Below are 13688 nucleotides of genomic sequence, written 5' to 3'. Positions count from 1 at the left end.
TGCTCCACATGACCCGAAGGAGAACAAAACAAGTCGATGCGCCCCCGCCAGGCAGGGGCGATGCGGAATTACAGTTCGCTCTTTTTATGGAAACCGTCTTTCACCACGGTGGCGTCAATATTCTCTTTATTGACTTCGATAGGAGTCAGCAGGCGGGAAGGGACATCTTTCAGGCCATTATTTAAACTGGCATCCGCTTTGGGTTGCTGGCCATTTCCCAGCTCAACCGCAATTTCAGCAGCAGTGGTGGCAAGTTCGGTGATGGGCTTATATACCGTCATGGTTTGCGTGCCCGCTACAATACGTTTCACCCCAGCGAGATCCGCATCCTGCCCAGAAATAGCCACTTTTCCTGCCAGACCCTGGGCGCTCAGCGCCTGGATTGCGCCACCGGCGGTTGCGTCGTTAGAGGCGACCACGGCATCGATTTTATTGTTGTTGGCTGTTAACGCGTTCTCCATGATTTTCAGCGCATTTTCCGGTAACCAGCCGTCAGCCCACTGGTCGCCAACGACCTTAATTTTGCCCTCATCAATGTAAGGTTTGAGCACCTTCATCTGCCCTGCGCGGAATAATTTGGCGTTGTTGTCCACCGGCGAGCCGCCCATCAGGAAATAATTCCCTTCCGGCACTTTCGCCACCAGGCTTTGCGCCTGTAATTCACCGACTTTTTCATTGTCGAAAGAAATATAATAATCAATGTCGGCGTTATTTATCATGCGGTCATAGGCCAGCACTTTAATACCTTCGCGCTTGGCTTCTTTTACCACATTACTTAATACCTGGCCGTTGTAAGGAATAATGACCAGTACATCGACGCCGCGGTTAATCATATTTTCTATTTGCGACATCTGCGTTTCTTCGTTGCCATTGGCCGACTGGACAAACACTTTTGCCCCTAATGCTTCGGCTTTATTAACAAAAATATCGCGATCTTTTTGCCAGCGTTCCAGACGGAGATCGTCAATCGCCATCCCGATTTTGACTTCTTTCGCATAACCCGCAGTACTTGCCAGCAGCAGCGAAGCACAGAGAGTAAGGCACAGGTTCTTTATCTTCATAATTGTTTTACCTTTTGTAGGGTTAGGTTGCTGAGATAAAAGAAACAAATGGTGCAAGAGACGTAGCAAATTCTTAACGGGGAACGGCAGGCTGGCAATTACAGATTTTTATCTTCTCGTTATGATATTTGGTTTATTTTCGAATTTATGACCGCGATCAGATTTTAAATTACATAAGTTATTAATTACACGTGATTCTGGAATTTACAGCGATGAATTAGTTTGCTTGCATATTAATTTTGCGAGCCAGAGCACATTTGTGCATTCTCTCAATAGCAGAGTGAAATAACGTAATTGAGCAACCGGCAATCGCTATTCAGTATTAATGCAGAAACTACTTTTCGCCGCACCCCTGATTATGGAGCTCAATATGCAAGCTTATTTTGATCAACTCGATCGCGTTCGTTACGAAGGTCCGAAATCTGCCAATCCTTTAGCGTTCCGTCATTACAATCCGGACGAGCTGGTGCTGGGTAAGCGCATGGAAGACCATCTGCGCTTTGCCGCCTGCTACTGGCACACCTTCTGCTGGAACGGGGCCGATATGTTTGGCGTGGGTTCATTCGATCGCCCCTGGCAGCAGCCGGGCGACGCGCTGGCGCTGGCAAAACGCAAAGCGGACGTTGCATTTGAGTTCTTCCACAAGCTGAACGTACCGTATTACTGCTTCCATGACGTGGACGTCTCGCCGGAAGGTGCCTCGCTGAAAGAATATTTGAATAACTTTGCCCAGATGGTCGATGTACTGGCTGAAAAACAACAGCAGAGTGGCGTGAAGCTGCTGTGGGGAACGGCAAACTGCTTTACCAATCCACGCTACGGGGCTGGCGCGGCCACTAACCCGGATCCTGAAGTGTTCAGCTGGGCAGCGACGCAGGTGGTGACGGCCATGAACGCCACCCATCAGTTGGGCGGCGAAAACTATGTGCTGTGGGGCGGACGCGAAGGCTACGAAACGCTGCTCAACACCGATTTACGCCAGGAACGCGAGCAGATTGGCCGTTTCATGCAGATGGTGGTGGAGCATAAGCACAAAATCGGTTTCCGCGGCACGCTGCTGATTGAGCCAAAACCGCAGGAGCCCACCAAGCATCAGTACGATTACGACGTGGCGACCGTATATGGCTTCCTGAAACAGTTCGGCCTGGAAAAAGAGATTAAAGTGAATATCGAGGCCAACCACGCGACGCTGGCTGGGCACTCGTTCCATCACGAGATCGCTTCCGCTATCGCGCTGGGTATCTTTGGTTCCGTCGATGCCAACCGTGGCGATCCGCAGCTCGGCTGGGATACCGATCAGTTCCCGGTCAGCGTGGAGGAGAATGCGCTGGTGATGTACGAAATCATCAAAGCAGGCGGGTTTACCACCGGCGGCCTGAACTTTGATGCCAAAGTGCGTCGCCAGAGCACCGATAAATACGATCTCTTCTATGGTCATATTGGGGCGATGGACACCATGGCGCTGTCGCTAAAAGTCGCGGCCCGGATGATCGAAGACGGCGAGCTGGATAAGCGGGTGGCAAAACGCTATGGCGGCTGGAACAGTGAGCTGGGTCAGCAAATTTTGAAAGGCCAGTTATCCCTGACTGACATCGCGAAGTACGCTGAACAGCATAACCTTGCGCCGCAGCACCAGAGTGGACATCAGGAGCTGCTGGAAAATCTGGTGAATCATTATCTGTTCGATAAGTAACAGGTAGCTGAGGACAATGTAAGCCCGGTAAGCACAGCGCCACCGGGCATTTTCAGTTAAGGAACCCACTATATGTATATCGGGATCGATCTTGGCACATCGGGTGTGAAAGCCATTCTGTTGAATGAACAGGGCGACGTGCTGGCAACGCACACAGAAAAACTGCACGTTTCGCGGCCGCACCCGCTCTGGTCAGAGCAAGACCCCGAACAGTGGTGGCTGGCAACGGATCGCGCGCTGAAAGCGCTCGGCGAACAGCATTCTCTGCGTGAAGTGAAAGCGCTGGGGATTGCCGGGCAGATGCACGGCGCCACGCTGTTGGACAAAGATAACCGCGTGTTACGTCCGGCCATTCTATGGAACGATGGCCGCTGTGCACAGGAGTGTGCGCTGCTCGAAGCGCGTGTACCGACGTCGCGTGAGATCACCGGTAACCTGATGATGCCCGGCTTTACCGCACCGAAATTATTGTGGGTGCAGCGCCACGAGCCGGAGATTTTTAGCCAGGTGGCGAAGGTGCTGTTGCCAAAAGATTACCTGCGTCTGCGCATGACCGGCGAGTACGCCAGCGACATGTCAGATGCGGCAGGCACTATGTGGCTCGACGTGGCAAAACGTGACTGGAGCGAGCCGATGCTCGACGCCTGTCATCTCACCCGGGATCATATGCCTGCGCTGTTCGAAGGCTGCGAGCAAACCGGCACCCTGACGGCGTCGGTGGCAGCGCGTTGGAATATGCCCGCCGTGCCGGTGGTGGCGGGGGGCGGGGATAACGCCGCGGGCGCCGTTGGCGTGGGGATGGCCGATGCCGGGCAGGCGATGCTGTCGCTCGGTACCTCCGGGGTCTACTTTGCTGTGAGCGACGGCTATCGCAGCAACCCTGAGAGCGCGGTACACAGCTTCTGTCATGCGCTACCGGGCAAATGGCATCTGATGTCGGTGATGCTCAGTGCTGCATCCTGTCTGGACTGGGCGGCGAAGCTGACCGGGCTGAACAGCGTTCCGGCGCTGATTGATGCTGCCCAGCAGGCGGATGAAAACGCAGGCGCGGTCTGGTTCCTGCCGTATCTCTCTGGCGAACGAACCCCGCATAACAATCCGCAGGCGAAGGGGGTGTTCTTTGGCTTAACCCATCAGCACGGCCCTGCTGAACTGGCACGCGCGGTACTGGAAGGGGTGGGTTATGCACTGGCCGACGGGATGGATGTGGTGCATGACTGCGGGTTAAAACCGACCAGCATTACCCTGATTGGCGGCGGAGCGCGAAGCAGCTACTGGCGACAGATGCTGGCAGACATTAGCGGCCAGCGGCTGGATTACCGCACCGGCGGGGATGTGGGGCCCGCGCTGGGCGCCGCCCGGCTGGCGCAAATAGCCATGAACCCCGGTAAGCCGCTGTCGACGCTGCTGCCGCAGCTGGCGTTGGAGCAACAGCACACACCGGATGCTGCCCGTCACGCGCGCTACGCCGAGCGACGCGAAGTGTTCCGTAAAATTTATCAGCAGCTATTGCCGCTGATGTCCTGACAAATGCCCGTGCAGGCGCAGCGCTGCCGGGCAAGCAAACCGTACTTAACTGACAAACCTGCGTTTATCCACGCGCTGCAACAGCATCGACAGAACCAGGCTGACCACCAGCGTGATCGAGAAAATCCACGCAATATCTAATAGCGGCCAGCTTTTTAACTCCACGCCCCGCGTGCGCAGGGCGTGGATCACCAGCGCGTGAAAGCCATAAATTCCCAGTGAGTGACGTGAGATAAGCCCCAGCAGCGGCAGCGGGCGGCTATTGAGCGTATTTTTTACCAGCGTGAAGAGCGCAACGGCGCAGATAAATACCATCGGGCCACAGTAGAGATACCAGGTGTCGGCGAAGGTGCCGCGCCACTGCAGCTCATGCAGCGTGCCGCGGGAGATAATCACCACGGCGGCAATAACCAGTGCCGCGCAAATCCCATTCAGCCAGCGCTTGCGGGTATCCATCATGCCAATCGCCCGGCCCAGCATGCCGTACAGCACGTAATAGAACGTATCGCCGTTGATATACAGGTTGATGGGCAGCCATTCAAACGCGCCAATTTTTTGTGAAACGGTATTCGGGTTGGCCACCACGCCGATCACTACCATCAGTGCCAGCAGCATTTTACCGTTCGGACTTTTCACCTGCAGCAGCGGGGAGAACAGATAAATCACAATAATGGCGAAGAAAAACCACAGATGGTAGAACACCGGCTTTTGCAGCAGGTATTTAAGCGACAGCTCGCTGTTGATCGAGGTAAACAGCACGATGTAGAGAAGCGACAGGGTGCTGTAAAACAGCAGGCACAGGCCGATGCGAACAAAGTGGCGCGGCTGCGCGCTGCGCTCGCCAAAGAAGAGATAGCCGGAGATCATAAAAAACAGCGGCACGCTCACGCGCGACGCGGAATTGAGGATATTGGCGATATCCCAGTTAACGAGGCTGATGCTCGGGGCATTAGTAATATACCAGGTGGTGGTATGGATCATCACCACCATTAAACAGGCGATGCCCCGCAGATTATCAATCCAGTTAATTTTTTCCTGCATCCGTTCCTCTGTTCAGGTATTAAATAGGCTCTGACGACCATTCTGCGCCAGACGCGCGCTGGAAAACTCTGATTTTTCATTGCCCTGCTTGTGCCAGGGAGGTGTGGCTCGCAGAATGCCGGGCCATACTCTATAAAGTTTAGTGATTAAAAATAACAGCCACAGCACAGGGCGGTAATAAAAATGATGATGCGCACGATATTGCTCGCGATCCCCGTTTTATTAGGGGGTTGTGCGGCTCAGGACGCTCCGACGGCGCAAAAAGCGCAAAACAGCAAAGTTAGCCCGGCGCGTTCGCTGAATATGGAACAGCTTTGTAAGGATCAGGCTGCCCATCGCTATAACACGGGTGCTAAAAAAATAGACGTCACCGGCTTTGAACAGTTTCAGGGGAGCTATGAAATGCGTGGATTCACTGCGCGCAATGAGAGTTTCATCTGCTCTTTTGACGCAGACGGCCATTTTTTACATCTTTCGATGCGCTAAGGCGACGGTGTGATAAGGCTGGCGGCGTCCTGCGGTCGCTTTCAGCTATGCTTATTTCCCAATTTTCCCTAAACAGCCCCGTTTCGTACTGTATATCTTACGGTCAGCGGGTATACTGATCCCTTCCTTTAAAACCACACGTATCCAGCACGAAATCCTATGCAAAAGTTTGATACTAAGACCTTCCAGGGCCTGATCCTGACCTTACAGGATTACTGGGCTCGTCAGGGCTGCACCATCGTTCAACCATTGGACATGGAAGTTGGCGCCGGCACTTCACACCCGATGACCAGCCTGCGTGCGTTGGGGCCAGAACCGATGGCAACTGCCTATGTGCAGCCATCCCGCCGTCCAACTGACGGCCGCTATGGCGAAAACCCGAACCGCTTACAGCACTACTATCAGTTCCAGGTGGTGATTAAGCCTTCCCCGGACAATATTCAGGAGCTGTATCTTGGCTCGCTGAAAGAGCTGGGCATGGATCCGACCATCCACGACATTCGTTTCGTGGAAGATAACTGGGAAAACCCGACGCTGGGTGCCTGGGGTCTGGGCTGGGAAGTGTGGCTGAACGGCATGGAAGTGACGCAGTTCACCTACTTCCAGCAGGTTGGCGGTCTGGAGTGTAAGCCGATCACCGGTGAGATCACCTACGGCCTGGAACGTCTGGCGATGTACATTCAGGGCGTAGACAGCGTTTACGACCTGGTCTGGAGCGACGGCCCGCTGGGTAAAACCACCTACGGCGACGTGTTCCATCAGAACGAAGTGGAGCAATCCACCTATAACTTCGAATACGCGGACGTGGACTTCCTGTTCACCTGCTTTGAGCAGTACGAGAAAGAAGCCCAGCAGTTGCTGGCGCTTGAGACTCCCCTGCCGCTGCCAGCCTACGAACGTATTCTGAAGGCCGCCCACAGCTTCAACCTGCTGGACGCCCGTAAAGCGATCTCCGTGACTGAACGTCAGCGCTACATTTTGCGTATCCGCACGCTGACCAAAGCCGTTGCAGAAGCTTACTACGCGTCCCGTGAAGCCCTTGGCTTCCCGATGTGCAACCGAAACAAATAAGAGGCGGCCATGTCTGAGAAAACTTTCCTGGTGGAAATCGGCACTGAAGAGCTGCCACCAAAAGCCCTGCGTAGCCTGGCGGAATCCTTTGCTGCGAACGTGACGGCAGAGCTGGACAACGCTGGCCTCGCGCACGGCAAGGTTGAGTGGTTTGCTGCCCCGCGCCGTCTGGCGCTGAAAGTCGCAAATCTTGCGGCTGCACAGCCCGATCGTGAAGTTGAAAAGCGCGGCCCGGCTATCGCCCAGGCGTTTGACGCCGAAGGCAAAGCCAGCAAAGCGGCAGAAGGCTGGGCACGTGGCTGCGGTATCACCGTTGACCAGGCCGAGCGTCTGACCACCGACAAAGGCGAGTGGCTGCTGTATCGGGCGCATGTTAAGGGCGAAAGCGCAGAAGCGCTGCTGCCAAACATGATCGCCACGTCACTGGCAAAACTGCCAATCCCGAAACTGATGCGCTGGGGCGCAAGCGACGTTCACTTCGTGCGTCCGGTTCACACCGTGACCCTGCTGCTGGGCGACACCGTAATCCCTGCTACCATTCTGGGCGTGGCCTCCGATCGTGTGATCCGCGGCCACCGCTTTATGGGCGAGCCGGAGTTCACCATCGATAATGCCGATCAGTATCCTGCGATCCTGCTGGAGCGCGGTAAAGTCATTGCCGACTACGAACTGCGTAAAGCCCGCATCAAAGCGGATGCTGAAGAAGCCGCGCGCCAGATTGGTGGCAACGCCGATCTGAGCGACAGCCTGCTGGAAGAAGTGACCTCTCTGGTTGAGTGGCCAGTGGTGCTGACCGCGAAGTTCGAAGAGAAATTCCTCGCGGTGCCGTCCGAAGCGCTGGTTCACACCATGAAGGGTGACCAGAAGTACTTCCCGGTCTACGCGAACGACGGCAAACTGCTGCCAAACTTTATCTTCGTGGCGAACATCGAATCGAAAGATCCGATTCAGATTATCTCCGGTAACGAGAAAGTGGTGCGTCCGCGTCTGGCGGATGCCGAGTTCTTCTTTAATACCGACCGTAAAAAGCGTCTGGAAGATCATCTCCCGCGTCTGCAGACCGTTCTTTTCCAGCAGCAGCTGGGTACGCTGCGCGACAAGACAGACCGTATCGCGGAGCTGTCCGGCTGGATCGCCCGTGAAATCGGCGCAGACGTTAACCACGCGACCCGCGCAGGCCTGCTGTCCAAATGCGACCTGATGACCAATATGGTGTTCGAATTTACCGACACCCAGGGCGTGATGGGTATGCACTACGCGCGCTTCGATGGTGAAGCGGAAGACGTGGCCGTGGCGTTGAACGAACAGTATCAGCCGCGTTTTGCCGGCGATGAACTGCCGTCTAACCCGGTAGCCTGTGCAGTGGCTATTGCCGACAAGATGGACACCCTCGCGGGTATCTTCGGCATCGGTCAGCATCCGAAGGGCGACAAAGATCCGTTCGCGCTGCGTCGTGCTGCGCTGGGTGTGCTGCGCATCATCGTTGAGAAGAACCTGTCGCTGGATCTGCAGACTCTCACCGAAGAAGCGGTACGTCTGTACGGCGACAAGCTGACCAACGCGAAAGTGGTGGATGACGTAATCGACTTTATGCTCGGTCGCTTCCGTGCCTGGTATCAGGACGAAGGTTTCACCGTCGACACTATTCAGGCAGTACTTGCGCGTCGTCCAACCCGTCCGGCCGATTTTGATGCCCGTATGAAGGCCGTTTCGCACTTCCGTACCCTGGAAGCAGCCTCTGCGCTGGCCGCGGCGAACAAACGTGTATCCAACATTCTGGCGAAATCCGACGAGCAACTTAACGAGCGAGTGAACGCCGCGACGCTGAAAGAGCCGGAAGAGATCAAACTGGCGATGCAGGTTGTGGTACTGCGCGACAAGCTGGAACCGTACTTCGCTGAAGGTCGCTATCAGGATGCGCTGGTAGAACTGGCTGAGTTACGTGAGACAGTTGATGCCTTCTTCGAGAAAGTGATGGTAAACGTTGAAGATAAAGAGCTTCGCGTTAACCGTCTCTCCATGCTCGAAAAACTGCGCGAGCTGTTCCTGCGCGTGGCGGATATTTCGCTGCTGCAGTAACCGTGCTCTTGCTCGTGACTCGGGCCTGAATGCCTAAAACCCGCTTCGGCGGGTTTTTTATGCGTTGCTGAAAATTTAACCTTGAAAGAGCCCGTAATATAGCCGTATCCTAATCGCCACTCATTCTCTCCTCTGGAGCGCATCCCGAAAATGAACAACCACGACTGATGAATTTCAATCCTTGCTAAACGCTTATGCGTCAGCAGGGGATGTTTACATTTCATTCAGGAGTGCTTATGGCTCATTTTGCGCAATCCCCTTCTTTTATATTGCATCAGGTCACCTGTCAGTTTGCGACGGGCGATGTCCTTTTTGGTCCACTGAATCTTACGCTGGAAGCTGCGCCGTGCGGCCTGGTCGGGCGTAACGGCAGCGGTAAAACCCGGCTGTTACGCCTGCTTGCCGGTCTTGATGCGCCCGCCAGGGGTCATATCGAGCGCGTTGGCTCGTGGGCATACGTTGCGCAACAGCACGTGTTCTCTGCGCATACAACACTTGCCCAAATGCTCGGATACGACAGGCTGTTTGCCGCCCGCAGGCGTATCGACAGCGGCGACTACCAGCCTGACGATCTGGAATGCCTCGATGGCTATTGGGATCTCAGTGAACGCCTGAGCGACGCTTTTCAGGCAGCACATCTTCCGGCTTTTGATCCTGACAGGCCGGCCATTGAGCTCAGCGGCGGTGAGCGCGAGCGCGCCCTGCTGTGTGGTGCCTTTAGTGCTGATGTCGACTATCTGCTGCTTGATGAACCCACCAACCACCTCGACAGGCAAGGGCGGGAGTGGTTTTACGCCCAGCTCGCCCGTCAGCGCGGCGGGGTGCTGGTGGCTTCTCACGATCGCGAACTGCTGGCGCAAATGCCACGGATACTGGAACTGAGTGCCGCGGGCCTGCGCAGCTACGGCGGAAACTATGACAACTATCAGCATCAGCGGGATAGCGAGCAGCAGGCGGCACGTGCTGCGCTGGAGCATGCGGCGATTGAACGCCGACGAACGCGCCAGCGGATGCAGAAAGAGCATGATGACGGTCAGCGGCGCTCGGCCAAAACGCTGCGCACGGTGGACAGTCTGAATATTGCCTCGTTCGAACGCGTGAAGTACAAAATGGCGGCTAAGGAGCGGCTGGGCACGTGGCGCAGGCAACATCGTGAGCAGAATGACGCCCTGAACGCAGCAGTTAACCAGGCGCGTGAAAGAGTTGAAGAAGATAATCCGATCATGTTTACCCTGCCGGGCAGTCAGATTGCAGAGGGCAAACAGGTCGTGGTGCTGGAGGATTTGCGTCTGGCGCACGTTGATCTCCCGCCGCTTACCTGGCGGATGGACGGGCCAATGCGCGTGGCGTTGTGTGGGCCGAATGGTTGCGGAAAATCGACCTTACTGAAAGCGATCCTTGGCGACGTTACGCCTCTCGCAGGGCGCTGTCGTCTGGCGGTCAGGGCTGCGTATCTCGATCAGCATCTTTCCCAACTTGATCTCACCCAGTCCGTGCTGAGCCACTTGCATCTGCACGACACGCCGCTGGAGGAGGGCGTGTTGCGCAGCCGTCTGGCGCAGCTGCAACTGGGCGCAGATAAAGTGATGCTGCCATTGGCCGAGCTGAGCGGGGGCGAAAGACTGAAAGCCGCGTTGGCCTGCGTACTGTGGCGGGAGGACGCGACGCAGCTACTCCTGCTGGATGAACCCACTAACCATCTGGATCTGGCGTCGGTACAAGCCATTGAGGCGGCACTGGTCACGTTCCCGGGGGCGTTAATGATTGTGTCGCACGATAAAACATTCCTTGATGGGCTAAAGCTGACGCATGAACTGATGTGGCAGGAGGCGGGATGGCGCTGCGAGCAGCGTGGATAACACAAACCCCCGCACATGCGGGGGCGAAACACCTTCTATTCGGTCAACTGCTTGCTGAACGTTGGGGTTGCCTGAATCAGACTCATCAGCTTTAGCTCGGTCATGGAGGGACGAACACGTCTGGACTCCCACTCCTGAACCATTGCCACGCTGACCCCCATTGCTCGGGCGAAATCATCGGTCTTCATCCCTGTACCTTTACGTAATCGCTCATATTCCGTAAAGGGATTGGACTTTTGTTGCAGAGTAATCGTCTGCGGTACATCTTTAAAAACAATCTGTTCCAGACTGCTTAGCAGGTCATACATAGGATCTTTAGATTCCATTGAGAACTCCTCTTAAATCACACTGCGGGATCGTGAACATAGAGAGCAATTTAAGAATAGTCGCTAAAACGGGCAGAAGTTGATCGCTGTCGCAACGCCGTGCGAGCGAGACGTTTCGCTTGTACGTTTGCCGGACGGATTAGCCTGCTAATGACTTGATAAATCAGCGCTGGCGTAGCATCAGATTAATTTTTGTAAATCGTAAGAATTTATATAGCAATAGCTGTTTAACATGAAAAGAGTATCTTGCCGGCCTCACCTGGACTATTCTTACCCGCGTCGGGCACGCGTGTGCCGGTGTGCGCTTTTTTGGGTGAAAGGAGTAATGAAAATGGTGACAGGAAAGCCCTGCTCTCGCTGGTTTGCGCCTCTTGCGGCGTTGTTGATGGTGGTAAGCCTGAGTGGGTGTTTCGATAAGGAAGGCGATCAGCGTAAAGCGTTTATCGATTTCCTGCAGAATACTGCGATGCGCAGTGGTGAGCATTTGCCAACGCTGACTGCGGATCAGAAAAAACAGTTTGGTCCGTTCGTCTCTGACTACGCCATTTTGTATGGCTATTCACAACAGGTGAATCAGGCGATGGATGCAGGACTGCGTCCGGTAGTGGATAGCGTGAATGCGATTCGTGTACCGCAGGATTATGTGACCCAGCGTGAACCGTTGAGTCAGTCAAACGGCGCGCTGGGCGTGCTGAGTCAGCAGCTTCAGAATGCCAAAATGCAGGCTGATGGCGCGCACTCTGCGTTGATACAGGGCGACGAACTGAAGCCGGTTTTCGACAAAGTGTATGAAAAAGTGGTGACCAAACCGGCCGATGCGCTTCAGCCGCTGATTCCGGCTGCGCAAATCTTCACCCAGCAGCTGGTGCAGGTAGCGGACTTTATTTCTCAGCAGGGGACCCAGGTGAGCTTTGTCTCAAATGGCATCCAGTTCCCGACCTCGCAGCAGGCCAGCCAGTACAACACGCTGATTGGACCGCTGGCAGCCCAGCACCAGGCCTTTAGCCAGGCGTGGGGCGCGGCGATGGCCGTAACGGAATAACCCTGATAACCCCACTGAAAAGTGGGGTTCTTTTTATAATTACAAAAATAAAGCTTGTCTTTAATTCAGGAACTCTGTTTAATACACCTCGTCGGTTTGTTACACAGACCTAAAGCAGTTTAGTTAAGCAGTCCAGATGCGTTATCTTAGATACCCTTCGTAGTGACCCTTCCTTCATCGCTTAAAAATCTGTAACACATTCCATCATCGCGCCGGAAGGCAAAACAAATTTTTAAAAAGGTAATTTCTATGTCTGGTAAAATGACTGGTCTGGTAAAATGGTTCAACGCTGATAAAGGTTTCGGCTTCATCACTCCTGACGATGGCTCTAAAGATGTATTCGTACACTTCTCTGCTATCCAGAACGATGGCTACAAATCTCTGGACGAAGGTCAGAAAGTTTCCTTCACCATCGAAAGCGGCGCTAAAGGCCCAGCAGCTGGTAACGTTGTAAGCCTGTAAGCTTCCAACTCAGCTAAAAGAATTTAAAAACCCGCCTCTGGCGGGTTTTTTTCGTTTAGGGTTTTGCCTGCGGATTGACGCAATTTTTATCGACCTTACCTGCCAGGGCATCGATCAGATTATCTACCGCGCAGGCGGCCATATTGTAGCGCGTCTCATGCGTGGCTGAGCCGATGTGTGGCAGAGCAACCACGTTAGGCAGCTTAAGCAGCATTGAGCTAGCAGGCAGCGGCTCCTGCTCGAAGACGTCCAGCCCCGCAGCGTAAATCTCCCCGTTTTGCAGCGCCTCGATCAACGCATTTTCATCCACCACCGGACCGCGACCCGCATTGATAAAGATGGCGGACTTCTTCATCTTCTCAAACTGCGCTTTACCGATCAGGTGATGAGTCTCATCGGTCAGCGGCAGGATCAGGCAGACGAAGTCCGCTTCCTGCAAGACGGTATCCAGATCGCAGTGACGGGCGTTAAAGCGCTCTTCGGCTTCTTTATGCTGACGGCGCGCATTGTACAGAATCGGCATGTTAAAGCCGAAGTGCGCACGCTGCGCCAGCGCCAGCCCAATCCGCCCCATGCCAACAATGCCCAGCGTTTTGCCATGCACGTCGATACCAAACCAGTCCGGACCGATGCTTTTGGTCCATTCACCTGCTTTGACGCGCTCGGCCACTTCCACCACGCGACGTGCGCTGCTGAGCACCAGTGCCATCAGGGTATCGGCGACGGTTTCGGTCAGTACGGTAGGGGTATGCATCAGCAGCACGTTACGCGCGTTCAGCGCATCGACGTCGAAGTTGTCATAGCCCACCGAAATGGTCGACGTTGCCCGAAGGTTCGGCATCTTCTCCAGCAGCGCGGTATCCACCTTTTCGCTGGAACCCAGCAGCCCGACGGCGTTGGCGAAAGCGTCAGCATGCTGCTGTACGGTTTCCGGGCTCAGGTTGTTTACCCGGGTGACGGTAAAATGATCGTCAAGGCGCTGCTGAAGTGAGTCTGGCAGGGCTTTGTACAAAATGACGGACGGCTTCATGCTAATCTCCG

General features: G+C 54.9%; 12 protein-coding genes. 8 read left to right on the top strand and 4 right to left on the bottom strand.

Annotation, left to right across the window (positions count from 1 at the left end):
- Positions 1-68 precede the first annotated feature (68 nt).
- Positions 69-1061 carry a D-xylose ABC transporter substrate-binding protein gene (gene xylF, locus M8014_RS13450; RefSeq protein WP_271282926.1) on the bottom strand — a complete coding sequence of 331 codons (993 nt, stop codon included), beginning with the start codon at positions 1059-1061 and terminating at the stop codon, positions 69-71.
- Between the two features lie 370 nt (positions 1062-1431).
- Between xylF and xylA the strand changes: the two genes are divergently transcribed.
- Both xylA and xylB read left to right on the top strand, forming a co-directional pair.
- Positions 1432-2754 (top strand): xylose isomerase, encoded by a 1323-nt coding sequence (gene xylA, locus M8014_RS13445; RefSeq protein WP_271282925.1) that lies wholly within the window; start codon positions 1432-1434, stop codon positions 2752-2754.
- Positions 2755-2826: 72 nt separating this feature from the next.
- Positions 2827-4281 carry a xylulokinase gene (gene xylB, locus M8014_RS13440; protein ID WP_271282924.1) on the top strand — a complete coding sequence of 485 codons (1455 nt, stop codon included), beginning with the start codon at positions 2827-2829 and terminating at the stop codon, positions 4279-4281.
- 45 nt (positions 4282-4326) lie between these two features.
- Here xylB and M8014_RS13435 read toward each other — a convergent pair whose 3' ends face one another.
- A complete protein-coding gene (locus M8014_RS13435) occupies positions 4327-5322 on the bottom strand; it encodes an acyltransferase (RefSeq protein WP_271282923.1) in 996 nt (331 codons plus the stop codon).
- A 183-nt stretch (positions 5323-5505) separates the two neighbouring features.
- Between M8014_RS13435 and M8014_RS13430 the strand changes: the two genes are divergently transcribed.
- The 4 genes from M8014_RS13430 to M8014_RS13415 all read left to right on the top strand — a co-directional run bounded on the left by M8014_RS13430 (position 5506) and on the right by M8014_RS13415 (position 10817).
- On the top strand, positions 5506-5808 hold the full coding sequence (locus tag M8014_RS13430; RefSeq protein ID WP_271282922.1) for a YsaB family lipoprotein: 303 nt from the start codon (positions 5506-5508) through the stop codon (positions 5806-5808).
- Positions 5809-5967: 159 nt separating this feature from the next.
- Complete coding sequence (glyQ, locus tag M8014_RS13425) at positions 5968-6879, top strand: glycine--tRNA ligase subunit alpha (RefSeq protein ID WP_003860141.1); 912 nt, start codon at positions 5968-5970, stop codon at positions 6877-6879.
- Positions 6880-6888: 9 nt separating this feature from the next.
- Positions 6889-8958 (top strand): glycine--tRNA ligase subunit beta, encoded by a 2070-nt coding sequence (gene glyS, locus M8014_RS13420; RefSeq protein WP_271282921.1) that lies wholly within the window; start codon positions 6889-6891, stop codon positions 8956-8958.
- Between the two features lie 236 nt (positions 8959-9194).
- Positions 9195-10817 (top strand): ABC-F family ATP-binding cassette domain-containing protein, encoded by a 1623-nt coding sequence (locus M8014_RS13415; RefSeq protein ID WP_271282920.1) that lies wholly within the window; start codon positions 9195-9197, stop codon positions 10815-10817.
- A 35-nt stretch (positions 10818-10852) separates the two neighbouring features.
- Here M8014_RS13415 and M8014_RS13410 read toward each other — a convergent pair whose 3' ends face one another.
- Entirely contained in the window at positions 10853-11143 is a 291-nt protein-coding gene (locus tag M8014_RS13410) for an HTH-type transcriptional regulator (protein ID WP_271282919.1), read from the bottom strand.
- Between the two features lie 331 nt (positions 11144-11474).
- On the opposite strand from M8014_RS13410, the gene M8014_RS13405 reads away from it, so the two are divergent.
- Both M8014_RS13405 and cspE read left to right on the top strand, forming a co-directional pair.
- Positions 11475-12185, top strand: coding sequence for a DUF3053 domain-containing protein (locus tag M8014_RS13405; protein WP_271282918.1), 711 nt, complete (start codon positions 11475-11477; stop codon positions 12183-12185).
- 249 nt (positions 12186-12434) lie between these two features.
- Positions 12435-12647: a transcription antiterminator/RNA stability regulator CspE gene (cspE, locus tag M8014_RS13400; RefSeq protein WP_032615822.1), complete on the top strand. Its 213-nt coding sequence runs from the start codon at positions 12435-12437 to the stop codon at positions 12645-12647.
- Positions 12648-12702: 55 nt separating this feature from the next.
- Here the strand turns inward: cspE and ghrB are convergent, their stop codons facing one another.
- Positions 12703-13677 carry a glyoxylate/hydroxypyruvate reductase GhrB gene (gene ghrB / locus M8014_RS13395; RefSeq protein WP_271282917.1) on the bottom strand — a complete coding sequence of 325 codons (975 nt, stop codon included), beginning with the start codon at positions 13675-13677 and terminating at the stop codon, positions 12703-12705.
- Between the last annotated feature and the right edge of the window lie 11 nt (positions 13678-13688).

The organism is Silvania hatchlandensis (assembly GCF_025564065.1).
GTDB lineage: Bacteria > Pseudomonadota > Gammaproteobacteria > Enterobacterales > Enterobacteriaceae > Enterobacter > Enterobacter hatchlandensis.
This window is presented reverse-complemented; position numbering and strand designations above follow the sequence as displayed.

Bases quoted from the DNA above. Each gene is read 5' to 3' on its own strand.
- xylF (WP_271282926.1), bottom strand. From the start codon at position 1,061: ATGAAGATAAAGAACCTGTGCCTTACTCTCTGTGCTTCGCTGCTGCTG.
- xylA (WP_271282925.1), top strand. From the start codon at position 1,432: ATGCAAGCTTATTTTGATCAACTCGATCGCGTTCGTTACGAAGGTCCG.
- xylB (WP_271282924.1), top strand. From the start codon at position 2,827: ATGTATATCGGGATCGATCTTGGCACATCGGGTGTGAAAGCCATTCTG.
- M8014_RS13435 (WP_271282923.1), bottom strand. From the start codon at position 5,322: ATGCAGGAAAAAATTAACTGGATTGATAATCTGCGGGGCATCGCCTGT.
- M8014_RS13430 (WP_271282922.1), top strand. From the start codon at position 5,506: ATGATGATGCGCACGATATTGCTCGCGATCCCCGTTTTATTAGGGGGT.
- glyQ (WP_003860141.1), top strand. From the start codon at position 5,968: ATGCAAAAGTTTGATACTAAGACCTTCCAGGGCCTGATCCTGACCTTA.
- glyS (WP_271282921.1), top strand. From the start codon at position 6,889: ATGTCTGAGAAAACTTTCCTGGTGGAAATCGGCACTGAAGAGCTGCCA.
- M8014_RS13415 (WP_271282920.1), top strand. From the start codon at position 9,195: ATGGCTCATTTTGCGCAATCCCCTTCTTTTATATTGCATCAGGTCACC.
- M8014_RS13410 (WP_271282919.1), bottom strand. From the start codon at position 11,143: ATGGAATCTAAAGATCCTATGTATGACCTGCTAAGCAGTCTGGAACAG.
- M8014_RS13405 (WP_271282918.1), top strand. From the start codon at position 11,475: ATGGTGACAGGAAAGCCCTGCTCTCGCTGGTTTGCGCCTCTTGCGGCG.
- cspE (WP_032615822.1), top strand. From the start codon at position 12,435: ATGTCTGGTAAAATGACTGGTCTGGTAAAATGGTTCAACGCTGATAAA.
- ghrB (WP_271282917.1), bottom strand. From the start codon at position 13,677: ATGAAGCCGTCCGTCATTTTGTACAAAGCCCTGCCAGACTCACTTCAG.